24 protein-coding genes and 2 pseudogenes are annotated in these 22551 nt (G+C 66.1%); 15 read left to right on the top strand and 11 right to left on the bottom strand.

Annotated elements, in window-relative coordinates; translation table 11 throughout:
- Nucleotides 1–113: 113 nt before the first annotated feature.
- Nucleotides 114–1055, bottom strand: a pseudogene (locus tag ACPUER_RS32185) (phosphate acetyltransferase); the annotation flags it as partial.
- A 144-nt stretch (nt 1056–1199) separates the two neighbouring features.
- Between ACPUER_RS32185 and atpG the strand changes: the two are divergent.
- Together atpG and atpC are read left to right on the top strand one after the other, a co-directional pair.
- Nucleotides 1200–2069: an ATP synthase F1 subunit gamma gene (atpG, locus tag ACPUER_RS32180; protein ID WP_175959733.1), complete on the top strand. Its 870-nt coding sequence runs from the start codon at nt 1200–1202 to the stop codon at nt 2067–2069.
- 11 nt (nt 2070–2080) lie between these two features.
- Entirely contained in the window at nt 2081–2539 is a 459-nt protein-coding gene (gene atpC, locus ACPUER_RS32175; RefSeq protein ID WP_425133067.1) for an ATP synthase F1 subunit epsilon, read from the top strand.
- Nucleotides 2540–2562: 23 nt separating this feature from the next.
- On the opposite strand, the gene ACPUER_RS32170 is transcribed toward atpC, so the two are convergent.
- Together ACPUER_RS32170 and ACPUER_RS32165 are read right to left on the bottom strand one after the other, a co-directional pair.
- Nucleotides 2563–2781 (bottom strand): DUF1653 domain-containing protein, encoded by a 219-nt coding sequence (locus ACPUER_RS32170; protein ID WP_310132784.1) that lies wholly within the window; start codon nt 2779–2781, stop codon nt 2563–2565.
- A 57-nt stretch (nt 2782–2838) separates the two neighbouring features.
- Complete coding sequence (locus ACPUER_RS32165; RefSeq protein WP_034180528.1) at nt 2839–3282, bottom strand: GNAT family N-acetyltransferase; 444 nt, start codon at nt 3280–3282, stop codon at nt 2839–2841.
- A gap of 224 nt (nt 3283–3506) precedes the next feature.
- Between ACPUER_RS32165 and ACPUER_RS32160 the strand changes: the two genes are divergently transcribed.
- The 4 genes from ACPUER_RS32160 to ACPUER_RS32145 all read left to right on the top strand — a co-directional run bounded on the left by ACPUER_RS32160 (nt 3507) and on the right by ACPUER_RS32145 (nt 5814).
- Entirely contained in the window at nt 3507–3767 is a 261-nt protein-coding gene (locus ACPUER_RS32160) for a type II toxin-antitoxin system Phd/YefM family antitoxin (RefSeq protein ID WP_011547275.1), read from the top strand.
- Complete coding sequence (locus tag ACPUER_RS32155) at nt 3764–4030, top strand: Txe/YoeB family addiction module toxin (protein ID WP_175959586.1); 267 nt, start codon at nt 3764–3766, stop codon at nt 4028–4030. Before ACPUER_RS32160 ends, ACPUER_RS32155 begins: the two co-directional genes overlap by 4 nt.
- A gap of 185 nt (nt 4031–4215) precedes the next feature.
- Complete coding sequence (locus ACPUER_RS32150; RefSeq protein WP_175959587.1) at nt 4216–4839, top strand: HAD hydrolase-like protein; 624 nt, start codon at nt 4216–4218, stop codon at nt 4837–4839.
- 396 nt (nt 4840–5235) lie between these two features.
- Nucleotides 5236–5814 (top strand): DUF4142 domain-containing protein, encoded by a 579-nt coding sequence (locus tag ACPUER_RS32145; RefSeq protein ID WP_072444196.1) that lies wholly within the window; start codon nt 5236–5238, stop codon nt 5812–5814.
- Between the two features lie 134 nt (nt 5815–5948).
- Here the strand turns inward: ACPUER_RS32145 and ACPUER_RS32140 are convergent, their stop codons facing one another.
- A complete protein-coding gene (locus ACPUER_RS32140; protein ID WP_310132769.1) occupies nt 5949–6548 on the bottom strand; it encodes a GNAT family protein in 600 nt (199 codons plus the stop codon).
- 57 nt (nt 6549–6605) lie between these two features.
- A complete protein-coding gene (locus ACPUER_RS32135; RefSeq protein ID WP_310132766.1) occupies nt 6606–7520 on the bottom strand; it encodes a LysR family transcriptional regulator in 915 nt (304 codons plus the stop codon).
- Nucleotides 7521–7629: 109 nt separating this feature from the next.
- Between ACPUER_RS32135 and lysA the strand changes: the two genes are divergently transcribed.
- Complete coding sequence (lysA, locus tag ACPUER_RS32130) at nt 7630–8868, top strand: diaminopimelate decarboxylase (protein WP_425133066.1); 1239 nt, start codon at nt 7630–7632, stop codon at nt 8866–8868.
- Between the two features lie 132 nt (nt 8869–9000).
- Here the strand turns inward: lysA and ACPUER_RS32125 are convergent, their stop codons facing one another.
- Nucleotides 9001–9888, bottom strand: a complete 888-nt coding sequence (locus tag ACPUER_RS32125; RefSeq protein WP_072444204.1) for a DMT family transporter — start codon at nt 9886–9888, stop codon at nt 9001–9003.
- 127 nt (nt 9889–10015) lie between these two features.
- Between ACPUER_RS32125 and ACPUER_RS32120 the strand changes: the two genes are divergently transcribed.
- From ACPUER_RS32120 to ACPUER_RS32110, 3 genes are all read left to right on the top strand, one after another.
- Nucleotides 10016–11494, top strand: coding sequence for a PLP-dependent aminotransferase family protein (locus tag ACPUER_RS32120; RefSeq protein ID WP_425133065.1), 1479 nt, complete (start codon nt 10016–10018; stop codon nt 11492–11494).
- 178 nt (nt 11495–11672) lie between these two features.
- Entirely contained in the window at nt 11673–12368 is a 696-nt protein-coding gene (locus tag ACPUER_RS32115) for a M35 family metallo-endopeptidase (RefSeq protein ID WP_425133064.1), read from the top strand.
- Nucleotides 12362–12841: a hypothetical protein gene (locus ACPUER_RS32110; protein WP_174380206.1), complete on the top strand. Its 480-nt coding sequence runs from the start codon at nt 12362–12364 to the stop codon at nt 12839–12841. The genes ACPUER_RS32115 and ACPUER_RS32110 overlap by 7 nt, the downstream gene beginning before the upstream one ends.
- A gap of 85 nt (nt 12842–12926) precedes the next feature.
- Here the strand turns inward: ACPUER_RS32110 and ACPUER_RS32105 are convergent, their stop codons facing one another.
- Together ACPUER_RS32105 and ACPUER_RS32100 are read right to left on the bottom strand one after the other, a co-directional pair.
- Nucleotides 12927–14360 (bottom strand): nicotinate phosphoribosyltransferase, encoded by a 1434-nt coding sequence (locus tag ACPUER_RS32105; protein ID WP_425133063.1) that lies wholly within the window; start codon nt 14358–14360, stop codon nt 12927–12929.
- A gap of 74 nt (nt 14361–14434) precedes the next feature.
- A complete protein-coding gene (locus tag ACPUER_RS32100) occupies nt 14435–15475 on the bottom strand; it encodes a bifunctional nicotinamide-nucleotide adenylyltransferase/Nudix hydroxylase (RefSeq protein WP_425133062.1) in 1041 nt (346 codons plus the stop codon).
- Nucleotides 15476–15655: 180 nt separating this feature from the next.
- Here ACPUER_RS32100 and ACPUER_RS32095 point away from each other — a divergent pair, with 180 nt between their 5' ends.
- From ACPUER_RS32095 to ACPUER_RS32080, 4 genes are all read left to right on the top strand, one after another.
- Entirely contained in the window at nt 15656–16108 is a 453-nt protein-coding gene (locus ACPUER_RS32095) for a type II toxin-antitoxin system RatA family toxin (RefSeq protein ID WP_072444216.1), read from the top strand.
- Between the two features lie 256 nt (nt 16109–16364).
- Nucleotides 16365–17120: an N-acetylmuramoyl-L-alanine amidase family protein gene (locus ACPUER_RS32090; protein ID WP_425133061.1), complete on the top strand. Its 756-nt coding sequence runs from the start codon at nt 16365–16367 to the stop codon at nt 17118–17120.
- Nucleotides 17121–17170: 50 nt separating this feature from the next.
- The gene (locus ACPUER_RS32085; protein WP_175959597.1) at nt 17171–17560 is read left to right on the top strand and encodes a lysozyme inhibitor LprI family protein; all 390 of its coding nucleotides are present in this window, start codon (nt 17171–17173) and stop codon (nt 17558–17560) included.
- 85 nt (nt 17561–17645) lie between these two features.
- The gene (locus tag ACPUER_RS32080) at nt 17646–18173 is read left to right on the top strand and encodes an N-acetyltransferase family protein (RefSeq protein ID WP_425133060.1); all 528 of its coding nucleotides are present in this window, start codon (nt 17646–17648) and stop codon (nt 18171–18173) included.
- Between the two features lie 25 nt (nt 18174–18198).
- Here the strand turns inward: ACPUER_RS32080 and ACPUER_RS32075 are convergent, their stop codons facing one another.
- The 3 genes from ACPUER_RS32075 to ACPUER_RS32065 all read right to left on the bottom strand — a co-directional run bounded on the left by ACPUER_RS32075 (nt 18199) and on the right by ACPUER_RS32065 (nt 21562).
- Nucleotides 18199–19545 (bottom strand): glutamine synthetase family protein, encoded by a 1347-nt coding sequence (locus tag ACPUER_RS32075; protein WP_310132732.1) that lies wholly within the window; start codon nt 19543–19545, stop codon nt 18199–18201.
- A 152-nt stretch (nt 19546–19697) separates the two neighbouring features.
- Nucleotides 19698–20255: a helix-turn-helix domain-containing protein gene (locus ACPUER_RS32070; protein WP_072444226.1), complete on the bottom strand. Its 558-nt coding sequence runs from the start codon at nt 20253–20255 to the stop codon at nt 19698–19700.
- Between the two features lie 17 nt (nt 20256–20272).
- On the bottom strand, nt 20273–21562 hold the full coding sequence (locus ACPUER_RS32065) for an NAD(P)/FAD-dependent oxidoreductase (RefSeq protein WP_425133059.1): 1290 nt from the start codon (nt 21560–21562) through the stop codon (nt 20273–20275).
- Nucleotides 21563–21931: 369 nt separating this feature from the next.
- On the opposite strand from ACPUER_RS32065, the pseudogene ACPUER_RS32060 reads away from it, so the two are divergent.
- Nucleotides 21932–22429: pseudogene (locus ACPUER_RS32060) on the top strand (transposase); the annotation flags it as partial.
- Nucleotides 22430–22551 lie beyond the last annotated feature (122 nt).

Genomic DNA, 22551 nt, shown 5'->3' with positions numbered 1-22551 from the left:
ATATGATGTTTTTTTAAAAATATTTTTTGTTTTTTTGTGCGGGTTTTTTGGGCCCCGCGGGGTGGTGGGGGGGGGGGCCGGGGTGGGGGGCCCCCGCCCCCCCCCCCCCCCGCGGCCGCGAGCGCCGCCGTCGTGCGCGCCGCGTCCGCGACGAGCGCCGCGACCGCGCAGCTCGCCAGGCGCGTGCGTTCGCTGTCGGCGCGACTCGTCAGGATCACCGGCACGCGCGCGCCGAGCACGATGCCGGCCGCATCGGCGTTCGCCAGGAACGTCAGCTCCTTCGCAAGCATGTTGCCCGCCTCGAGGTCGGGCGCGAGAAGGATGTCCGCATCGCCCGCGACCGCCGAATCGAGATGCTTGAGCCGCGCGGCTTCGGGGCTGATCGCGTTGTCGAGCGCGAGCGGCCCGTCGAGCAGCGCGCCGGTGATCTGGCCGCGCTCGGCCATCTTGCACAGCGCGGCCGCGTCGAGCGTCGACGGCAGCTTCGAGCTGACCGTCTCGATCGCCGACAGGATCGCGACCTTCGGCTGACCGATGCCGAGCGCGTGCGCGAGATCGATCGCGTTTTGCACGATGTCGGCCTTCTGCTCGAGCGTCGGACGGATGTTGACCGCCGCATCGGTGATGAACAACGGCTTGTGATAAGTCGGCACGTCCATGATGAACACGTGGCTCAGGCGCCGCCCGGTGCGCAGCCCCGTATCGGCGCGCACCACTTCCTCCAGCAACTCGTCGGTATGCAGACTGCCCTTCATCAGCGCCTGCGCGTCGCCGGAGCGCACCAGCTCGACGGCGCGCGCGGCCGACGCGTGGCTGTGCGGCGCATCGACGAGCCGGTAGCCGGACAGGTCGACGCCGAGCGTCGCGGCAAGCGCCGTGATGCGCGCCGTCGGCCCAACCAGTATGGGCACGACGATACCGGCCCGAGCGGCGGCGACCGCCGCGCGCAGCGATACCTCGTCGCAAGGATGCGCGACCGCGACCGTCACCGGGCGTAGCGAGCGGCAACGCGCAATCAGCGCGTCGTACTTCTGGTGCTGGCGGAAATCGGTCATCGAATACCCCTTCGCGAGGATCACGTGAACGGATTCTGGTGCGAGACCGGGCGAAATCGTTTGACCCTTGTCAATCGTTTCAGGTGAAGTCCCGATAGCATGAAGCCACACGATGACATCCGGATGGCCGCGGCGCCCCCTGACATGCACATACGCGAAATCCGCTCGAAGATCGCCAGTACGTCGTCCACGCGCACGATCACCAAGGCGATGGAAATGATGGCGCGCACCAAGATGGCGAACGCGCAGCGACGCGCCCGCGAGTTCCGCCCGTATGCGGCGCGCATCGGGGCGATGGCCGAACGCGTGCTGCGCGACCGGCCCGACCACGTGTCGGCGCTGATGGCGCGACGCGATCCCGTACGCCGCGTCGGCCTGATCGTCGTCAGCACCGATCGCGGGCTGTGCGGCCCGCTCAATGCGCGGCTGCTCGTCGCATGCGTGGATGCGCTCGAACGCTGGGACCGGGCCGGCGTCACGTGCGAACTGAGCGTGATCGGTGCACGCGGCATCGCGCCGCTGATGCGCCACGGCGCGACCATCACGGCGCGCGCGAGCGGCCTGGCCGCCGAGCCGCACTTCGACCAGTTGCTCGGCGCGCTGCTCGTGCCGCTGACCGCGTTCGTCAACGGCGAGCTCGACGAAGTGCACGTCGCCTACAACCGGCTGACGAGCCCGCTCGCGTACGAGCCGCGTATCGATGCGATGCTGCCGGTCGCCGGATTCGACACCGGCGCGCCGGCCGACGGCGCGGCGGCATCCGACTATCTCTACGAGCCCGCGCCCAAACCGGTCGTGGACACGTTGCTGCTGCGCTACGTCGAGGCAACGCTCTATCAGGCGGTCGTCGAGAACTATGCGTGCGAACAATGCGCGCGGATGTTCAGCATGCAGACCGCGACGGACAACGCCGACCGCGTGCTGCGCGAACTGCGGCACCTGTACCAGAAGACGCGACAGGCGCAGATCACCACCGAGCTGTGCGAAATCGTCGCCGGCGCGGCGGCGGTCTGAAGGGGGCGCGCATGACGACGTCGATGAGGCTCGACATCCTGAGCGTGGAAGCGGTGCTGTATGCCGGCGACGCGCATTTCGTCGTCGTCCCGGGCGAAAGCGGGGAACTGGGGATCTACCCGCACCACGCGCCGCTGCTCACGCGGATCCGGCCCGGCGTCGTGACGCTCGTCGACGCGCCGACCGGCGAGCATCGCCGCCTCCTCGTCGCGGGCGGCGTGCTGGAGGTCGGCCGCGACGGCGTGACGCTGATCGCCGATCACGCGCTGCGCACGCCCGAACTCGACGATCTGCGCGCACGCGAAGCACGGCATGCGGCCGACGACTGGCGCCGGCGCTATGCGCACGAAAACCGGCGCGCGTTCGATTTCGCGTCGGCCCGCGCGGAACTGATGGATGAAGTCCGGCGCTTCTTCACGATGGCGCTGCGGCAACAGGCGCCGTACGACAAGCCGGGCGGAGCCGGCTAGACGCCGGCTCCGGTGCCGCCCGCTCAGTCGTGCAGCTTGCGAAAACGCGGCGTGCCGTCTTCGAGGTTGCCGTTGAACATCGCTTCCGGCCGCACCCACAGGCCGCGCGCATGCGGCCACAGATGCTCGTACACGACCACCGATTCCTCGGTTTCGGAATGGCGGGCGACGCCGATGTAACGGTACAAACCGCCCTTGTAGTGGCGATGCGTCGCGAGCTGTTCGGCTTCCTGTTCGGTCATGATGGGCTTCTCTTCGGCAAAAACGGAAAGCGCGTATTGTATGCGCTGCGCCGCGCGTCAGCGTTTCGTATAGATGTCGGGACGGCGGATCTCCATCAGCCGCTCGGGATTCGCGGACGGCCCGAAGCCGACCGGCCGGTACAGCTCGTGCGCGTCGGTCGTCACGAGCATGATGCGGCGCAGGCGCTGCACCATCTCCTGCGCGAATACGTGATCGATCAGCGCGCGGCCGTAGCCGTTGCCGCGTTCGGCCGGCAGCACGAACACGTCGCACAGGTACGCGAACGTCGCGTGATCGGTGACGAGCCGCGCGAACCCGACAAGCCGGTCGCCGACATACGCACCGAAACACAGCGAACCCTCGATCGCACGCTCGACCACGTCTCGCGGAATGCCCTGCGACCAGTACGCATCGCGATGCAGGAAGTCGAAGATCGCGTCGATGTCGAGTTCGCGCTTGTCGGTGGAAAATCTCAGCGTGGCGGGGGTGGCAGCGGGCACGTCGGTTCTCCGGTGGGGCGCGGAACGCGGAGCATCGACGATACCGCGCTGCGCGGCGGGCTACAAGCGGCACCGCCACACCGCTGCTGCACGATAGGTGAGAATTCTCTTGCCAGACTGCGGCGCGCAACCACATACACTCACCGGGAAACCTGTACAGCAACCCGTACATATTTATCCATCGTGCTATACTTGTACGGTTATATGTACAAGTGAGGCAAATCATGCGCACGATTCATTTTTCGGATGCCCGTGGCAATCTGAAGACCGTCATCGACCAGGTTGTCGACGATGCGGACGTGACGCTCATCACGCGCCGCGATGCACCGAACGCCGTCATCATGTCGCAGGACTACTACGACAGCCTGATGGAGACGGTTCACTTGCTGCGCTCGCCGGCCAACGTCGCCCATCTCGAACGTTCGATCGCGCAACTGCGCAAGGGCAAGGCGAAGGAACACAAGCTCGCCGAGGATGATGAATGAGCGTACGCCGCGTGCTCTTTACTGCCGACGCGTGGGACGACTGTGTCTATTGGCAGGGGCAGGATCGCAAGACGCTCAAGCGCATCAAGCAGCTCATTCGCGAAGCCCAGCGAACGCCGTTCGAAGGCATCGGCAAACCCGAACCGTTAAAGGCCTATCTCTCCGGCTTCTGGTCGCGCCGTATCGACGACACGAACCGCCTGGTCTACGAGGCTGACGACCTTCAGATCAGCATCGTGTCCTGTCGCTACCACTACGAGTAGCCCCCCCCTCCGGAGCACCACCCTCTCCGCCTCACGGCGCCGGCAACGCACGCGTATCGGGCAAAATGCGCGTACTCGCCACCGGATACCGGCACACCGGGAAAGCTCGCTGCACTCGCCCGCTTACCCGCACACGCATTTCGGTGGATGATGTAGCCCGCTCGATCAACCTGCCACATCGCGTCATGCCCTACCGCCTCATCGCATTCGACTTCGACGGCACGCTCGCCGATTCGCTCGACAGTTTTCTCGCGGCGCTGTCGGAAGCGTCGCGCCTGCACGGCTTTCGCGACGCCACGCCGGAGTTGCGCCCGGCGCTGCGCGGCATGTCGGCGCGCGACATCATCCGTGCGCTCGACGTGCCAATGTGGAAAGTGCCGCGCGTAACGATCGACATGCGCCGCCTGATGCGGCCGCGCGTCGTGCAAGTGATGCTGTTCCCCGGCGTCGAAGCAACGTTCGACGCGCTCGCCGCGCGCGGCATCCGCATCGCGATCGCAACGTCGAATACCGAGGACATCGTGCGCGACCGGCTCGGCCCGCGTGCCAGCGGCCGCGTCGACACCTTCGCGTGCGGCATTCCGCTGTTCGGCAAGGCACGTCGCCTGCGCGCGCTCGTTCGCGAGGCCGGCGTGCGCGCCGATGAAGTGCTGTATGTCGGCGACGAAATCCGCGACGCCGACGCGGCACGACGCGCGCATATCGCCTTCCAGGGTGTCGCGTGGGGCTACACCGCACCCGACGCATTGCAGGCGCATTGCGCGACGCCGCTGCTGCCGCGCCTCGATGCGCTGCTCGATCGCGTGTGACGCTTTCAAGCGCATTGCACGCTCGAGTCCGCACGTCGTTCGACGCGCACGACACTGCAACAACAACAGCAACACGACGATGAAATGCAGATGACACGCACGTGCATCTCTCACACCTCACGCGCGCAAAAATTGCCGCCGCCGCGCGTGCATCCGGTACGCAATACCGGCACGCGTACCCGCTCATCGATTCGTCTTACCAACCGTTACACAAACCACAGCACGGTTGCACCTGCTACCCGACCGCTCTCCTAGAATCAGTCGGGCCGGGACACACTTCGACCGGCGCCGCGGCAGAGCGGCGGTCGAATCCGGCCCGGGCGCGCCCGGTCTCTCGCACAGCTACGGATCACGTCATCCGTTTTTTAACCAGAGCCCCGATCGAAAGGAGGTCCCATGAACCGCTTTCCCCACATCTCGCGCCTTGCCTTGTCTGCCGCTGGCCTGCTTCTCGTCGCCGTGACGGCGACCGCGCAAACGGCGCAACCGGCACCCGCAGCGCCCGCCGCGCCGGCCGCTGCCGCGACGCGCATTCACGAAGCCGACCAGGCCTTCATCACGGACGGCACGAAGACCGTGTCGACGCAGCACGACGCGGCACGCATCGCCGATGCGCGCACGTCGGACAGCCAGGTCAAGGCCTTCGCGCAACGCGTGTCGGCCGACGATGAAAAGATCATCCAGGCGATGCGCGCCGCAAGCCCGCGCGGCGTCGACGTGCCGGCCAACGACCCCGACACGACGGTGCTGAACAGCATCAAGAGCCTGCGCGGCGCCGAGTTCGACAAGGCGTATATCGAGCAGGTCGCGCTCGCCGGCCAGCAGAAGACGATCTCGGCTTTCCAGGCCGAAATCGCATCGGGCCGCGACACGAAGCTGAAGGAAGTCGCACGCCAGTCGCTGCCGATTCTGCAGAAGCACTACGCGGACGCGCAGAAACTCGCGGAGCGTCACCACCTCGCATCGGCGCAGTAACGATGCAGCGCCGCGCGTCGTGCGCGGCGCACCGCTTCCCCTGTCGTCGCGCAGCCGCGTCCCCTGCCGGCTGCGCGATGCGCGCCTGACCGGCCGACCCGCGAATACGCGCGCCGCACGTCACGCGTCATACGTTACGTCGCGAGCTTCGCCATCAACCGCGCACGCACGTCCGGCCATTCTTCGTCGATGATGCTGAAGCGCACCGAATTGCGCTTGCGGCCGTCCGGCATGATCCGTTCGTGACGCACGATCCCTTCCTGCTTCGCGCCGAGCCGCAGAATCGCCGCGCGCGATTTCTCGTTCAGCTCGTCGGTCGTGAACTGCACGCGCACGCAGTGCAGCGTGTCGAACGCATAGGCCAGCAACAGCCACTTCGCTTCGGTATTCGCGCGCGTGCGCTGCGCCGATTCGCTCAGCCACGTATGGCCGATCTCGAGCTTGCGATTCTCGCGATCGATCTTCCAGAAGCGCGTGCTGCCGATCACGCGGCCCGATGCGCGATCGACGATCGCAAACGGCATCACGGTGCCGGCCGCGCGCCCCTGCAATGCCGTGTCGATATACGCGTCGATCGTCTCCGCGCCCGGCACGACCGTGACCTTCAGGTTCCACAACTGGCCGTCCGCGGCCGCATCGAGCAGCGCCTGCCGGTCGGATGCTTCGAGCGGCCGCAGTTCGACGCGCTCGCCGATGAGGGTCGGTGGTTCGATGGAAGACGATGCGGCGGTCATGACGGAGTTCCGAAAAGTTGGGACGATAGCGGCAAAACGCCCATCATACGGCGCTGTTTAACCGAGGTGCGCGGCCAGCCGGCGACGGATCGCTTTCGCCTCGCCGCGCAACGCATCGGCAAACGCATCGATGAGCAGGTTCTTCGGCCGGTGCTCGGGCACGATCATGCTGACCCGATACGGAAACGACCGCGTGAGCGGCCGCACGTGCAGGTCGCGCCCGACGAAATCGAGCGCAGTCAGCGGATTGACGATCGCGGCGCCGAGCCCCTGCCGCACGAACGCGCATACCGACACGGCCGACGGCGTATCGACCACCGAGCGCGGCGCGACGCCCAACTGCGCAAACGCCTCGTCGATCAGGATGCGATACGGGTCGTTCAGCGACAGGCTCACGAACGGCCGATCGGCGAGATCCAGCAGATCGATCGCGTCGTGCGCGAGCAGCGGATGGCCGTCGGGCAGCACGCATACTTCGTCGACTTCGAGCAGCGGCGTAAGCACGGTGCCGGCCGGCGCGACGTCGTGCTCGGTCAGCCCGAGGTCGTACCGCTGCGCGGTCAGCCACTCCTCGAGCACCGGCGATTCCTGCGTTGCGACCGACACGCTGACGCCCGCGTGGGCCGCGTGAAAGCGCCGGCACGCACCGGGCAGGATCGCGTGCGAGAACGCCGGCAGCGCGATCACCGAAAGCTGCCCGTCGCGAAACTCGCGCAGACGCGCGGCCGTCGCCGCGACGCGCTCGAGCCCCACGTACGCAAGCCGCACGTCGTCGAACAGCGTGAGCGCGGCCATCGTCGGCCGCAACCGGCCGTGCGCGCGCTCGAACAGCGCAAAGCCGACGACCTGCTCCATCCGCGCGAGCTCGCGGCTGATCGTCGGTTGCGACGTATAGAGCATCTCGGCCGCGCGTGTCGTGCTGCCGGTGACCATCAGCGCGCGAAAGACCTCGATATGGCGGTGCGTGAGCATGGTCTTCTATATCAGAAATGAATCGAATGCCGAATAACAGGCATTTTACTGTATAGCCGAACAGGCGCATCATTCACGCTATCCGTTCATTCAACCTGATTCATCCGCCATGTCCCTCGATTCCCGCCAGCTCGCGACGCTCGCGCAGCAATACGGCACCCCGCTGTGGGTGTACGACGCCGACGTCATCCGCGACCGCATCGCCCAACTGCGCCAGTTCGACGTGATCCGCTACGCGCAGAAGGCGAATTCGAACATCCATATCCTGAAGCTGATGCGCGAGGAAGGCGCGTGCGTCGATGCCGTGTCGCTCGGCGAGATCGAGCGCAGCCTTGCGGCCGGGTTCAGTCCGGCCGGCGAGCCGGAAGGCGTCGTGTTCACGGCCGACCTGATCGACCGCCCGACGCTCGCGGCCGTGCTGAAGCACGGCGTGACCGTGAACGCGGGTTCGCTCGACATGCTCGCGCGCATCGGCGAGCACGCGCCGGGCCACCGCGTGTGGCTGCGCGTCAACCCCGGTTTCGGGCACGGCCACAGCAACAAGACCAACACCGGCGGCCCGCAGAGCAAGCACGGCATCTGGATCGACGACGTGCCGCGCGCGATCGAGATCGTGCGCCAGTACGGGCTCAAGCTCGTCGGCATCCACATGCACATCGGCTCGGGCGTCGACTACGGCCACCTGTCGCAGGTGTGCGATGCGATGGTCGACCTCGTCACGTCGCTCGGCCATGACATCGACGCGATCTCGGCCGGCGGCGGCCTGTCGATTCCGTATCGCGACGGCGAGCCGCGCGTCGACGTCGGTCACTACTTCAACCAGTGGGACGCCGCGCGCAAGCGGATCGAACGGCACCTCGGCCACCCGGTGCGCATCGAGATCGAACCGGGCCGCTTCCTCGTCGCCGAAGCCGGCACGCTCGTCACCGAAGTGCAGGCCGTCAACCGCCGGCCGAAACACGATTTCGTGCTGATCGATGCGGGCTTCAACGACCTGATGCGCCCGTCGATGTACGGCAGCTACCACGCGGTGTCCGTGCACACGCACGACGGCGCGCTGCCGGCCGGCCGGCCGCTCGTCGACCTCGCGATCGCGGGGCCGCTGTGCGAATCGGGCGACGTGTTCACGCAGGATGCGGGCGGCGTGGTCACGCACCGCAAGCTGGCGCAGCCGCAGATCGGCGACCTGCTGTTCCTGCACGACGCGGGCGCGTACGGCGCGTCGATGTCCTCGAACTACAACAGCCGGCCGCTCGCGCCGGAAGTGCTCGTCGATCGCGGCGCGCCGCGGCTGATCCGCCGCCGGCAGACGATCGACGAATTGCTCGCGCTCGAGACGTTCGAGTAACGCGCTTTTGGCGTGACGAAGGCCAACGGCCAGGCTTGCCGCTACCGGCAGCCTGGCCGTTTTGCTTTTCGGCGTGCCGCCGGTTCGCGCGGTCGCGGCCCGGAGCAACCGCTCGGCCGCACCGCAGCAGCGTCACCCCGCGCGCTGCACGGGCGCCATTTTCGAGAAGTACTTCGCGCCCGCCACGCAGCCGACCACGACGACCGTCACGACGACCATCGACGGCGGCACCGTCTCGTGCAGCAGCCCGGCGGCCAGCAGGAAGCCGAAGAACGGCTGCAGCAGCTGCAACTGGCCGACGCCCGCGATCCCGCCGAGCGCGAGCCCGCGATACCAGAACACGAAGCCGATCAGCATGCTGAACAGCGACACGTACGCGAGCCCCCACAGTGCGGCGGCATCGACACCGTCGAACGACGCGGGCCACGTAAGCCACATGAGCGGCAGCATCAGCGGCAGCGACAGCACGAGCGCCCACGAGATCACCTGCCAGCCGCCGAGATCGCGCGACAGGCGCGCGCCTTCCGCGTAGCCGAGCCCGCACGCGACGATCGCGGCCAGCATCAGCGCATCGCCGACCACCGACGCCTGGCCGCCGTTGCGCAGCGCAAACGCGGCCACCGCGCCGCTGCCGACGATCGAGAAGATCCAGAACGGCAGCCGCGGCCGTTCGCCGCCGCGCCACACGCCGAACAGCGCGGTCGCGAGCGGCAACAGCCCGACGAACACGATCGCGTGCGCCGACGTCACATGCTTCAGCGCAAGCGCCGTCAGCAACGGGAAACCAACCACGACCCCGAGCGCGACGATCGCCAGCGACACGGTCTCGGCCCGCGTCGGCCGCTTCTGCTTCAGCACGACGAGCAGCAGCAGGCCTAGCGCGCCGGCGATCGTCGCGCGCGCGAACGTGAGGAACAGCGGGTCGAGCCCCTGCACCGCGACACGCGTCGCAGGCAGCGAGCCACTGAAGATGATCACGCCCAGCAGGCCGCTGAGCCATCCGTCGGTCGTCTTTTGCACGGCAAATCCTGAACGGGGAAAGGTGGATGACCGATGATCCGCCGCCCGCGAAAAACGCGTAAGCTACACCCCAATACAATCCAGACAAACTGTACTGGACAACCTACCGTACAGTTCATTCTTCGCCATGAGCCATACCGCCCCGATTCCCGTTCCGCCCGCGCCGTCGCGCACGCGCGTCGAAACCGTGATGGATACGTTGCGCGCGCGGATCGCGAGCCGCGCGCTGATGCCCGGTGCGCGCGTGCCGTCGATCCGGATGATGGCCGACGCGCTCGGCGTGTCGAAATCGACGGTCGTCGATGCATACGAGCGGCTCGCGAGCGAAGGCGTGCTCGTCGCGCGGCGCGGCTCGGGCTTCTACGTGTCGGGCCATGCGCCGCCGCTCGCGCTCGCCGATCTCGGCCCGCGCCTCGACCGCGAACTCGATCCGCTGTGGCTGTCGCGCCAGTCACTCGAGGCGGCGCCGACGACGGTGAAGCCCGGCTGCGGCTGGCTGCCGTCGTCGTGGCTGCCCGACGAGAGCCTGCGCCGCGCGCTGCGCGCCGTGTCGCGCGACGAATCCGACGCGCTGACCGACTACGCGACGCCGCTCGGCCTGCCCGCGCTGCGCCAGCAGCTCGCGTGGCGGCTCGCGCAGCACGGCGTCCACGCGGAACCCGCGCAGATCATGCTGACCGACGGCGGCACGCATGCGCTCGACCTCGTATGTCGCCTGCTGCTGGAGCCGGGCGACACGGTCGTGCTCGACGATCCGTGCTACTTCAACTTCCAGGCGCTGCTGCGCGCGCATCGCGCGCGGATCGTCAGCGTCCCGTACACGCCGAACGGGCCCGATCTCGCGCGCTTCGAACACGTGCTCGCCGAGCACCGGCCGCGCCTGTACATCACCAACGCGGCGCTGCACAACCCGACCGGCGCGACGCTCGCGCCGCCCGTCGCGCACCGGCTGCTGACGCTCGCGGCCGAGCACGACCTGCTGATCGTCGAGGACGACATCTTCGCGGATTTCGAGAGCACGCCCGCGCCGCGCCTCGCGGCATTCGACGGGCTGTCGCGCGTCGTGTCGATCGGCAGCTTCTCGAAGACGTTGTCGGCCGCGATCCGCTGCGGCTACGTTGCCGCGCGCCCGGAATGGATCGACGCGCTCGTCGACCTGAAACTCGCGACGTCGTTCGGCAATGCGCAGATCGGCGCGAACGTCGTGCACCGGCTGCTTATCGACGGCACGTACCGGCGTCACCTCGACAGCCTGCGCGCGCGTCTTGCGGACGCGATGGGCGAGACGATCCGGCGCCTCGCGCGCGCGGGGCTCGGGATCTGGACGGAACCGCGCGGCGGCCTGTTCCTGTGGGCGCAACTGCCCGACGGGCTCGATGCCGCACGTGTCGCGCGCCACGCGCTGGACCGCGACGTCGTGCTGGCGCCCGGCAACGTGTTCAGCGCATCGCGCAGCGCGACGTCGTACCTGCGCTTCAACGTGTCGCGCTGCAAGGGGCCGGCGGTGTTCGATACGCTGGCGCGGGCGATGGAAGCGGCAAGCGCGGCGGAGCGCACGGGTGCGCGGGACGATGCGGGCGGGCGCGTGCTGGCCGGTGAGCCGTGAGAACGGGCGGAGGTGCAAACGGTAATCGAATGGTTCCGTAATCAGCTGTTTCCTTCACCCGCGGCGTCATCTTTCGCGCTCGTGGTCGATGGGTCGCAAAATCGTACTCATCCCGTAGACGAGCGCGCTCCCGACAACCGATAGTTTCCCAACTTTTTTACCGGAATCTATCGAGCCAATGAACGGGATTTTGAATTCACACGACGCTGCTGAAGACGACGAATGGGTTTTCGTTGGCACCACTTACACGAACACAACGCCAGGATCCGTTCATGTTATCGACCTCGACCCGACACCGATCTGCGAGAACATGTCGAACAAGGCATTCCGGAAACTGATCGTGCGGTTGCGTGACGCGGCGATCTCGTTGATTCAGAATCGGATTCACGGTATTGCACATTGGGAGCAAGGAGAACAGGAACGCGTTCAGACCTGGTTCGGACGATCCGATGACGCAATTCGACACCACCTGCAAACCGGGTTGCCGAAGCTTCTGCGCGTCATGCAGGAATTGAAACCGGAAAATGTCATCCGATGGGACGCGCAGAAACAGCGAAACATCACGTGTACCGTATTTCCCGACAACGGAATCACCGATGCCGCCGTATGCAAACCTGATTCGGACAAGCGAGTCATTGCGATCTATCCACACTTCTGCACGCTTCCCGACGCTCGACTCTCTTCCAATTGCAAGTTGAAGCTCCTGATTCACGAGTGTACGCACGACGTCGATACCTTCGACTCGAATGACGAGATCTACGGATTCGGGACCGGCCTCAAATACTGGGCGCGAGATCATCGGGATCTGGCGATCAATAGCGCCGACAGCCTCGCTTGCTATATTTCATTCTTTGACGACAGGGTCCTGTGGTGAGATCTCTCGCGCATCTGACGAGCATCGCGCTCGGGTTATGCCTGGCGTTTTCGCCGCCGCTCGCGGCATGTACCGTTTCCGAAGACATGCTGGACAGTGTCCCGCTCAACTCTTCCGACATCCCGAATGAGGATCGAGTCAAGATCGCGGACATGGTTATCCGTGCCCGTCAGTGGCCTGACGCGGACATTCGCGGCATCATCTCTGCCGGTGCGTATATCGGTGAAAAGGACCCACAAGTGCTTGCGCTGCGTCGAGCGGCCAGTCTGAGGGAATACCTCGTCCAGCTCGGCATCAAGGACGAGAACATATGGTCGGACACGCACATGATCTCGAAACCGTATCCGAAAGACAGCGCCGGCTACGAGGGTTATCTTCAGATCGGATTGACCCTGGTTCCGCTGTGCACGGACGGATGCCGGCATCTTTGCGACGATCCTCGCATCACACCGACATCCAGAGCCATCCGTTGACAGCGATCTCCTTTCGACGAAGCCGCCATCGAACATCGCTGGCGGCGGGGTGACGCGAACGCCGCGCGTCACTCCGCGCCTTCCCTCACACCTCCCCCGCGTGCGCCCTCGCCCGCACCTCCGCAAACGTCGTATCGACCAGCAACCGCCCCGTATCGAACACCGTCTCGAGCGCCTCGTCCCATTCGCCTTCCAGCGCACGATCGTCCCACGCAACGGGCAGCGTCGTCGTCCGATACGCTCCGGTGCGGCGATTGCGCAGCAGCGTGAGCCGCCCCTTCTTCGAGCGCTTGCCCTGATCGGTGACCGGATCCTTGCGGACGTCGTGCCACACGTCGCCGCGCCGAATCGCCGAGCACTTCATCGCAAAGCGCTGCGTATCGCGGTTCACCTGCTGCAGCAACGCGCCGCCCATGCCGAACACGACATTGCCGGCCGCATAACCCGCGTCGTCGAGTGCGGAAAGAATCGCGTCGATCGACAACTCGTCGACACCATCGCCCTGGATCACGCGCACGCGGTTCAGCACGCGCCGCCCCTTACCGTTCACGGTCGAGCCGAACGACACGTCGAGCGCGCGCACGGTCTGCATCACGATCTTCACGGGGTCGCCCGAATCGGGTCGCACGACGAGCGTCGCGCCAGAATCGATCACGGCCTGCCTCAGTTCGCCGCCCCACAGATCGAGCGCGGCGAACAGATCGTAGGAGTCCGACACGACCGACACGATCGCGCCGGGCAGCCCGAAGCGGCGGATCATGTTCCGGTACGCATCGGCCTCGCCTTCTTTCCCCCACGACGTGATCGTGCTGTGCTCGGCCGCCGGCACCGAGTATGCAGCCATCGGCTCGCGATAAAAACGGTTCGCGGCCAGCACGCCAAGCACCGTGTCCGAGCCCATGAAGTTCACGAGGTGCGCCGCGCCGCCGATCGCGGCCGACTCCGCGCTCGACACGCCGCGCGCGCCGAAGTCGTGCAGCTTGAACGGCAGTTGCGCGAGATCGTCGTCGGTCCTTTCGAGGAAACGGCGGATCGTCTGCCGCAGGTGCCAGCTTCGCGTCGCGACCGTCACCGGATACCAGACGCGCAACAGCATCGTCTCGAGATACGATGCGAGCCAGAACACCTGCGGATCGTCGCATTCGACGGTCATCAGCACGTTGTGCACCGGCACGACCGAACCCTCCGGCACCGCGCGGATCTTCACGGGCAGATAGCCGTCGTAGCGTTCGACGATGTAGCGCCACCCTGCTTCGTTGAACGGCACGCCGTGCACCGTGAAGAAATCGCGCGCATCGTCGATCATCGCGTGCGTGACCGGCTTGCACAGATATTCCTTCAGCAGCATCTGCAGGCCGAAGAACAGCGTGCGGTCGTAGCGGCCGCCGCGCGATTCGACGTACGAGAACATCGCCGACGCGTCGGGCGGATATTGCAGGAAGTGGGAAGCCTTGTACGAATCCGTGTTGAGGATCGGATTGGCGAGAACCGCGGAAAAGCCGCCGGGATCGTTTTGCATGGCTAGAGCTCCTCTAGGCCGTTGAAGTGCCGCCGCGTCTGTCGCGGCGGACCGGAATGCGGGGACTCAGCGGATCACAGCTTCCCCAGGAAGTGATACGCGATGTCGAAGTGATCCTCGAACATCACGTTGCGCATCTGCGCGAATTCGTTGAGCGGCACCCAACGCGCCTTGTCGGCGTCGTCGCTGCCTTTTACGCGCGGCAGCTCGCCGGTCGGGAAGTTGAACAGGCACGCGTGCGTGATCGTGCGACCGCGCAGCGAACGGGTCGGATGATCGAACACCTGCCGATCCTTGATCGAGCCGCGCAGCACGGGCTCCGGCAGCTTCAGGCCGGTTTCCTCGCGCAGCTCGCGAATGCACGCCGCATCGAGCCGCTCGTCCTGGTTCACGAACCCGCCCGGCAGCGCCCACAGGCCGCGGCCCGGTTCGCTGCGGCGGCGCACGAGCAGGATATGGCCCGAGTGCACGACCACCGCGTCGACCGTCACGAACGTGACGGGATACGGCGCGGCCGCCCATGCCTTGCGATACGCGGCGATGAATTCGGCTTCCGACTTCAGTTGCGCGAATTCCGGCTGCGAGCGAAAACGCTCGAGCCAGCCGAACACGGGTTCCGGCACGGCCCACTGCACGAAGCTGTTGGTGCGTTCTGCGAAATACTGATCGCGGATCTCGGTGGCGGAAATGTCTTCGGTCGCATCGACGTCGACGAGCTCCCATTGCGGGAACATCCGAAGGTAATACGACGTGGCGTCCTTCTCGTGGCCAATCAGCCCGACCTTGCGCTGCGCGACTTCGCCGAGCGCGGACGCGACGGCGTCCTGCACCCAGCGCACCCAGTCGCCATCGTTGTACGTCGAATCCTGCAACGGCGCGATCGTCACGCGGTCGCGCTCGGACGCGTCGAACAGCGAAGCCAGCATCTGGCGGCGCTCGTCGAACGAGAACGGATCCTTGATGGTGCGGGGCTTGTCGGTCGACCCGATCAGCACGCACACGCGCTCGGCCCGGCTCAGTGCCGACTTCAGCACGTTCAGGTGACCACGATGCGGAGGCTGGAAACGACCAATGAAAACGAGCGCGTCGAAGCGCCGGTTCTGTTGCGTACTCATGAGGCTCCCTCAAGAGATTGAAACGCTTCGGGTCTTTCCCGAAGGGTTGGAATGAATCCTAGGTGAAATCCCGGAGTGCGTCAATCGAGCGCACGCTCGACTTGACCATGTCTGACGAAATGCGCGGTATTGGGGGGTTCACTCGATTTCATCCCAATCCGCACCATTGCGCCCGCCATCATGAGGATCTCAGTCAGCCGGACCGTCGGCGTCGATCGCAGACGCCTCTTCACGTGGTCGCAGGATTACGCGCGGCGGCTCGTGTGGGACAGCTTCCTCACCGACGCCTATCTGCTCGACGAAACGACGGCCGACGTCGGCGTCGACGCGTTCTGCCGCAGCCAGTCGGGCGCGACGATGGTGTCGCGCTACATCTCGTACCGCCCGCCTCAGGTCGCTGCCGTCGAAATGGTCGACGGGCCGAAGGTGCTCGAGCGCTTCAGCGGCAGCTGGAACTTCACCGAACACACGCCGGGTTCGACCGAAGTGAAGTTCACGTACAACTTCCGCGTGCAGCCGTCCTGGCTGCGCTGGCTGCTCGAACCGCTGATCGGCGCGTTCTATCTCGTGCAGACGCGCCGGCGTCTCGATTCGTTCAAGCGCTGGGCCGAAGCCGAAGCGCTGCCGCGCTGATACGCACTGCCGTGCGGTCCGGCGTGTCTGCGCCGTCTCCCTCCGGATGCGTTCGAACCCGCCATGGCCGCTTCATCTGGCATTGGCGGGATTCGCCGAACACGGGAAAGCGACGGGCGGCCGTCACCCTGACGGCCACCATTCGTCATTGCGGCGGCACCGCCGCCCGCTATAATCGCGCGACATTCCGACTGCATTGAGCAGGCCGACGGTGCCGCGCCGTGCGACGCGCCGCATGCCCTCCTCGACAACAACAATGACGAACCGAACCATCCAACGCCTTCGCCCGTTCGTGCGCGCCGCCGTGCGCGTGCTCGCGTGCGCCCCGCTGCTCGGCGCGCCGCCGGCGCTGCATGCGGCCGACACCGCAGGCACCGAGCCCGCATCCGCGCGCTACGTCGTCGTCGACACCGGCCATACGCCTGCTCATCCGGGTTCCACCGGCGCGAGCGGCCGTGTCGAATACCTGTACAACCTCGATCTGTCCGCCGCAGTTGCGGAAAAGCTCGCCGCACACGGCGACCGCGTGCGGCGCACGTCGGCCGACGGCCGCGAGATCGCGCTCGACCAGCGTTCGACGCAGGCGCCCGACGCGAACCTGTTCGTGTCGATCCATCACGACTCGATGCAGCAGCAATTCATCGACGCCGGCAGACAGCGCGAATTCCGCGGCTTCTCGGTGTTCGTGTCGGAGCGCAATCCGCACTACGCGGAAAGCCTGCGCTGCGCGAAGGCGATCGCAGAACGGCTGGTCGCGGCCGGCGAACGGCCGTCGCTGTATCACGCACAGCCGATCCGCGGCGAGAATCGCCCGCTGATCGACCCGCAACTCGGCATCCACCGCTTCGACGATCTCGTCGTGCTGCGCACCGCGCCGATTCCGGCCGTGCTCGTCGAGGCCGGCGTGATCGTCAATCCCGACGAAGAAGCGCGGCTCGCGCAACGCGGGACGATCCAGCGCCTGTCCGCCGCGATCGCGGGCGGGATCGACGCATGCACGGCGCCGAAGTGACGGCATTGCCCATCGGGCCCAACGGTTTTCACCCAGTCAGGAGCATCAAAATGAAAAAGAAGAATCTGTTCGCATCCTGCGCGTTGTTCGCGCTTGCCGTTCCGTTCGCCGCGCACGCGGCCGGCTGTGCGAAGCCGCACAGCGCGTTCGACCAGGTGTACTGCAGCAGCACGCAGTTCTCGCAGACCGACCGCGAACTCAACGACGAATACGGCCGCCTGCGCAAGCAACTGAGCGGCGACCAGCAGGCGACGCTGAAGGCCGGCCAGCTCGCGTGGCTGAAGCAGCGCGACGCGCAGTGCAGCGAAACCCGCAACAACGGCTACCTCGTGGATCTCCAGTGCGCGACCGACATGACGGCGTCGCGGCTGTCGTTCCTGCGCGAGCGCGAGCGTGAATGCACGAGCACGGGGTGCGTGGCGTCGAAGCTCGGCGAGTAAGCGCTTCGCAGGTGCCGTGCCGCGAAGCGTTTCGCGGCACGGCATGCGCTGCGCATCGAGAATCGTTCGATCAGGCAGAACACGCATGACACCGAATACGACAACGATCGACATCCGCGCCGCCACGTCCGCCGATGCCGCGGTCATTGCCGGCATCCATGTCGCCTCGTGGCAAGCGACCTACACGGGCATCATGCCGGCCCCGTTCCTCGCCGGTCTGTCGGTCGAAAAGCGCACGACCTTCTGGCGCTGTGCGCTCGATGGCGGCCGCCCGCGCGTCGCGCTCGCATTCACGGGCAATGACGCTGCGGGCTGGATCGCCTATGGTCCGACGCGCGACACCGACAAGGATCGCGCGTGGGGCGAGATCGAAGCGATCTATCTGCATCCGTCGCATTGCGGGCAAGGAATCGGCGCGGCGCTGGTCGATCATGCGTGCCGATCGCTGCACGACGCGGGCCATGCATGGGTATCGCTCTGGGTACTCGTCGAAAACCGTCGCGCAAGGGCATTCTATGAACGCGAGGGCTTCGTCGCCGAAGACGACATCAAGACGTTCGAGATCGACGGTACGCCGATCGAAGAAGTGCGCTACTGGCGCGCACTTCCCTAGTTTGCTTCGTCGACGCGCGCGACAATCACAAAAACCACCGATACTCCCGCGCGCCGATTTCATTACGAAAATCCAGCTCCTCCTGCCGCTTGTTCTCGCAGTACACCATCACGAACTCGCTGCCGAGCCGTTCGCGCACGGCCGGATGATCCTGCATCGCCGCGACAGCTGACAGCATCTCCTTCGGAAAATCGATCCCGCTGCCGCGATCCTCGTTGAGCGGCGCGATCGGTTCGATCCGCGCATCGAGCCCGTGCTCCATCCCGGCGAGGATCGCCGCGAGCACCAGGTACGGATTCGCATCCGCGCTCGCGAGCCGGTGTTCGATCCGCAGGTTGCGCGCATCCGACTCGGGAATCCGGATGCAGGCATCGCGATCCTCGAAACCCCAGCTTGCGCGGCTCGCCGCGTTCACCATCGACCCGTAGCGCCGGAACGCGTTGTGATTGGGCGCAAACACGGGCATGCAATGCGGCAGCAGCGCGAGGCATCCGGCCACCGCGTGCCGCAGCGGGCGCTGCCCGTCCGCCGCGAGCAGGTTGCGCCCCGCGGCGTCGTACAGGCTCACGTGCACGTGCATCCCGCTGCCCGGCGCATGCAGATATGGCTTGCCCATGAAGCTCGCGCGATAGCCGTGCTGCAACGCGACGCCGCGTGTACTGCGGCAGAACAGCGCCGACCAGTCGGCCGCGCGCAGCCCGTCGTCGGTATGGCCGAAATTGATCTCGAACTGGCCGGGCCCGAGCTCGGCGGTGATCACCGTCGCATCGACGCCCTGTTCGCGCGCGGCCTCGACCATCTCGTGCAGCACGTCGGAGAAGCGCGACAGCCGCTCGATATGCATGTTCGGCTGATCGTCGCGATCGTCGCTCAGGCGATCGCGCGGGTACTGCGGCATCCCTTCCGCGAGCTGCGCGGCGAACAGGTAGAACTCGAGCTCGAACGCGACGACCGGCCGGATGCCGCGCGCCGCGAAGCGCCGCAGCACGCGCGCGAGCACCTCGCGCGGCTCGAACTCGATCGGCGTATCCGTGCCGTCCGAGCTGATCAGCATCTGCGCGAGCGGCTGCCGCTCCCAGCGCACGCGCTTCAGCGTGCCGGGAATCAGGCGGCGCGGCGCGTCGGGGTCCCCGTCGTTGAAGCAGTAGTCGCCGATCTTGTAGAGGCCGCCCTGGGTGCCGAGCAGCACGCAGTTCTGCGGCAGCTTCAGCAGCGAGCCCGACGCGATCTTCTCGAGCGCATCGATCGGGTAGCGCTTGCCGTAGAAGTGCCCCGGCAGGTCGAGGCAGATCAGGTCGACATAACGGATCTCGGGGTGCGCCTGCCGGAATGCGCGGACTTCACCGACCAGCGCGGGAACGACGTCAGCCATGTCTCATCCTTTCCATGTCTTGTATGGCGGTGCCGCAGCGCGGCGAACCGGATTCACGCGGTACACATGACAACGCACGCCGCGTTTAAATCAGTACTGCAAACATGCTGCATGGCGCGGCGGCCTGCGACACCGCCCGCCCCGCCGACGACTCAGGTGAACACCCAGATCACACGCGTCGGCGCGTCTGTCAGGTTGGCATAACGGAACCGCTTGTGCGCAGGCAGCTGGAACGCATCGTTCGGGCCGAGCGTGACGGGCGTTTCATCGCCGTCGATCCAGATCGTCAGTTCTCCTTCGAGCACGAAGCCGCCCTGCTCGTCGCTGTCGTCGACGGGCCGCTCGCCGCTGCTCGCGCCTGGCGCGAGATGGCTTTCTAGAACCGAAAAGCGCGAGCGCATGTTCGGCGATACGAGGATGTCGGTAATGCCGGCCGCGTAATACACGGTGCGCCGCTCGTCGGGCCGCGTGACCCACGGCACGCTGCGCGGCTTGCTCAGGCTGTAGAAATACGTGGTCGGCACGCCGAGCGCCTCGCCGATCGCGGTGAGATCCGCGACCGTCGGGCGCGACAGCCCGCGCTCGACCTGCGACAGAAAGCCGACCGAGCGGCCGATCCGCTCGGCGAGGTCGTTCAGCGTGACCTTGCGATGCTTGCGCAGGTCGCGGATCAGGATCGCCAGACTTTCTATCTCTTCCTGTTCGTTCATGATGGGTTCCGAAACGGTCAGACGGTGTCGCGCAAACGGTACCAGGCCTTGCCGATCGCTTCCAGCGGCGCGGCGAGCCGGTCGCCGCCGGGGAAGCGCGGGTTGCGGATGCGCCGGTATTGCGCGAGCAGGCGCTCGTCGCCGAGCACGGCGTCGGCGACCGCGCGCGCACCGGCGAGCGTCGGCAGCACGCCGTGCCCCGAGAAGCCCTGCAGCCAGAAACGCTGCCCGTGGCGGCCGATGTCCGGCGTGCGGCGCATGCTGATGTCGATATGGCCGCCCCACGCGTAATCGAGCGGCACGCCGGCCAGTTGCGGGAACACGCGTTCGAGGTGCGGGCGCGTCGCCGCCGCGATATCGGCCGGGATGCCGCCGAGATACGTGCAGCCGCCGCCGAACAGCAGCCGGTGGTCGGGGCTCAGCCGGAAGTAGTCGGGCACGAACTGGTTGTCGATCACGCAACTGTTCTGCGGCAGCAGCGAACGCGCGACGTCGGGTGCGAGCGGTGCGGTCGCGACCTGGTACGTGCCAACCGGCAACAGCCGGCGCGCCAGGTCGCGATCGAGCCGGTCGACGTACGCGTTGCACGCGAGCACGAGCACGTCCGCGCGCACTTCACCGCGCGCCGTGCGGGCGATGTGGCCGCCGGCCGTCTCGCGGCAGTCGAGCACGCGGCTCTGCTCGAAGATGCGGCCGCCTGCGCGCTCGATCGTCTGCGCGAGGCCGAGCGCGAGTTTCAGCGGATTCAGGTGGCCGGCTTCCGGATCGTGGAGTGCGGCGAGATAGCGCGTGCCGCCGATCCATTCGGGCATCTCGTCACGCCCGATCACGCGCAGCCGGTCGTAGCCCCAGCGCTCGGCCGCCTCGTCGCGGGCCTGCGCGAGCATCGCGACGCGGCGCGGCCGCACCGCGGCCCACAGGCTGCCGGGCCGGTAGTCGATGTCGAAGCCGTGCCGTCCGGGCAACTCGCGCACCTCGGCCGCGGCCCAGCGCATGCTGTCCCACAGCAGGCGCGCGCCGTCGCGGCCGAGCGAATCCTCGAGCGGCTGCATGTCGCACGACCAGCCGAGCAGCGCCTGCCCGCCGTTGCGGCCCGACGCGGCCCACGCGACGCGGCTCGCCTCCAGCACGACGACGCGCTTGCCGGCGAGCGCGACGCGCAACGCCGTATGCAGCCCGCTGAAGCCCGCGCCAACGACGAGCACGTCGGCGTCGATGCGCTCGTCCAGTTCCGGACGATGCGGGATCGGCGCCGGGTAGGTGCCGGCGTAGTAGCTTGCGACGTGACGGTCGGACTGCACGAACATGCGGACTCTCGTGAAATTTTCGTCGAGAAATTTCATGAAAAACTAGCACGACAATTTCATGGGAGCAAGCGTGCGGGAAAAGCCCGACGAACTAAAGTTGCGCGCTTTTAAGGCAATCTCGGCGCTATCCAACAATTTGCAGAGATGGTGCAACTTGTCCGTTCTATATCTTTTGCCGTTGCGTGGGAACTAGCTACCGAGCCGTTCTGCTACCTTCCCGGTCCAGCGCCAGCGCATCGGAAAACGCAGTCATACCTCGTTACAGGATCCATAGCGGAGACCTCCGCCGGCTCGCCTCGCGTATGCCGCTGACGTGCCTGTATTAACTTAAACCAACCGGCCTCCACGATTCCCGGAGCGGTTCACCAGGCCCACGCTAGCGTTAGCTCCAGCGTCGAGGACTCCATCGATTTCATTAAGATCCAAATTGATCGGATCGAATGTGAACTCAAAGATCATGTCCAGCGGTATCACGCAGACTTGTCAGCTCTCCTTGGAAGCGTCAAAGGCATTGGACCAGCCGCAATTGCTACCCTTGCAGCTGAACTACCTGAGTTGGGATCGCTCTGCAGGCGGCGGATCGCCGCCCCGGTGGGCGTCGCCCCGTTCAATCGCGACTCCGGACAGATGCGTGGGCGTCGAACTATATCGGGAGGGCGATCCGATGTTAGATGCACGCTTTACATGGCAACGCTTGTCGCTGTACGCCATAACACCGTTCTCGCTTCGTTTTACTCCCGTTTGGTGGCGATGGGAAAGCCAAAGAAAGTAGCGCTCGTTGCCGCGATGCGAAAATTGCTCACTATTCTCAATGCAATCGCGAAATCTGGTCGCCCTTGGAGCGCAGAGTTGCACTCGCATGCTTGACACCGAAGACGGTTGCTCTTGACGCTTCACAGCTAGTGTCCTGTTCCGTTGTTAACTGAACTATGTTCGCGTAGCATGTAGACGTCAACGGAACGGGAGACGTCAACATGGCGATGGGACGA

It is taken from the genome of Burkholderia sp. DN3021 (assembly GCF_049805555.1).
In the GTDB taxonomy this organism is placed as follows: Bacteria; Pseudomonadota; Gammaproteobacteria; order Burkholderiales; family Burkholderiaceae; genus Burkholderia; species Burkholderia pyrrocinia_C.
This window is presented reverse-complemented; position numbering and strand designations above follow the sequence as displayed.

Excerpts from the sequence above, each read along its gene's own strand:
- atpG (WP_175959733.1), top strand. The coding sequence starts at position 1,200 with ATGCACATACGCGAAATCCGCTCGAAGATCGCCAGTACGTCGTCCACG.
- atpC (WP_425133067.1), top strand. The coding sequence starts at position 2,081 with ATGACGACGTCGATGAGGCTCGACATCCTGAGCGTGGAAGCGGTGCTG.
- ACPUER_RS32170 (WP_310132784.1), bottom strand. The coding sequence starts at position 2,781 with ATGACCGAACAGGAAGCCGAACAGCTCGCGACGCATCGCCACTACAAG.
- ACPUER_RS32160 (WP_011547275.1), top strand. The coding sequence starts at position 3,507 with ATGCGCACGATTCATTTTTCGGATGCCCGTGGCAATCTGAAGACCGTC.
- ACPUER_RS32155 (WP_175959586.1), top strand. The coding sequence starts at position 3,764 with ATGAGCGTACGCCGCGTGCTCTTTACTGCCGACGCGTGGGACGACTGT.
- ACPUER_RS32150 (WP_175959587.1), top strand. The coding sequence starts at position 4,216 with ATGCCCTACCGCCTCATCGCATTCGACTTCGACGGCACGCTCGCCGAT.
- ACPUER_RS32145 (WP_072444196.1), top strand. The coding sequence starts at position 5,236 with ATGAACCGCTTTCCCCACATCTCGCGCCTTGCCTTGTCTGCCGCTGGC.
- ACPUER_RS32140 (WP_310132769.1), bottom strand. The coding sequence starts at position 6,548 with ATGACCGCCGCATCGTCTTCCATCGAACCACCGACCCTCATCGGCGAG.
- ACPUER_RS32135 (WP_310132766.1), bottom strand. The coding sequence starts at position 7,520 with ATGCTCACGCACCGCCATATCGAGGTCTTTCGCGCGCTGATGGTCACC.
- lysA (WP_425133066.1), top strand. The coding sequence starts at position 7,630 with ATGTCCCTCGATTCCCGCCAGCTCGCGACGCTCGCGCAGCAATACGGC.
- ACPUER_RS32120 (WP_425133065.1), top strand. The coding sequence starts at position 10,016 with ATGAGCCATACCGCCCCGATTCCCGTTCCGCCCGCGCCGTCGCGCACG.
- ACPUER_RS32115 (WP_425133064.1), top strand. The coding sequence starts at position 11,673 with ATGAACGGGATTTTGAATTCACACGACGCTGCTGAAGACGACGAATGG.
- ACPUER_RS32105 (WP_425133063.1), bottom strand. The coding sequence starts at position 14,360 with ATGCAAAACGATCCCGGCGGCTTTTCCGCGGTTCTCGCCAATCCGATC.
- ACPUER_RS32100 (WP_425133062.1), bottom strand. The coding sequence starts at position 15,475 with ATGAGTACGCAACAGAACCGGCGCTTCGACGCGCTCGTTTTCATTGGT.
- ACPUER_RS32095 (WP_072444216.1), top strand. The coding sequence starts at position 15,656 with ATGAGGATCTCAGTCAGCCGGACCGTCGGCGTCGATCGCAGACGCCTC.
- ACPUER_RS32090 (WP_425133061.1), top strand. The coding sequence starts at position 16,365 with ATGACGAACCGAACCATCCAACGCCTTCGCCCGTTCGTGCGCGCCGCC.
- ACPUER_RS32085 (WP_175959597.1), top strand. The coding sequence starts at position 17,171 with ATGAAAAAGAAGAATCTGTTCGCATCCTGCGCGTTGTTCGCGCTTGCC.
- ACPUER_RS32080 (WP_425133060.1), top strand. The coding sequence starts at position 17,646 with ATGACACCGAATACGACAACGATCGACATCCGCGCCGCCACGTCCGCC.
- ACPUER_RS32075 (WP_310132732.1), bottom strand. The coding sequence starts at position 19,545 with ATGGCTGACGTCGTTCCCGCGCTGGTCGGTGAAGTCCGCGCATTCCGG.
- ACPUER_RS32070 (WP_072444226.1), bottom strand. The coding sequence starts at position 20,255 with ATGAACGAACAGGAAGAGATAGAAAGTCTGGCGATCCTGATCCGCGAC.
- ACPUER_RS32065 (WP_425133059.1), bottom strand. The coding sequence starts at position 21,562 with ATGTTCGTGCAGTCCGACCGTCACGTCGCAAGCTACTACGCCGGCACC.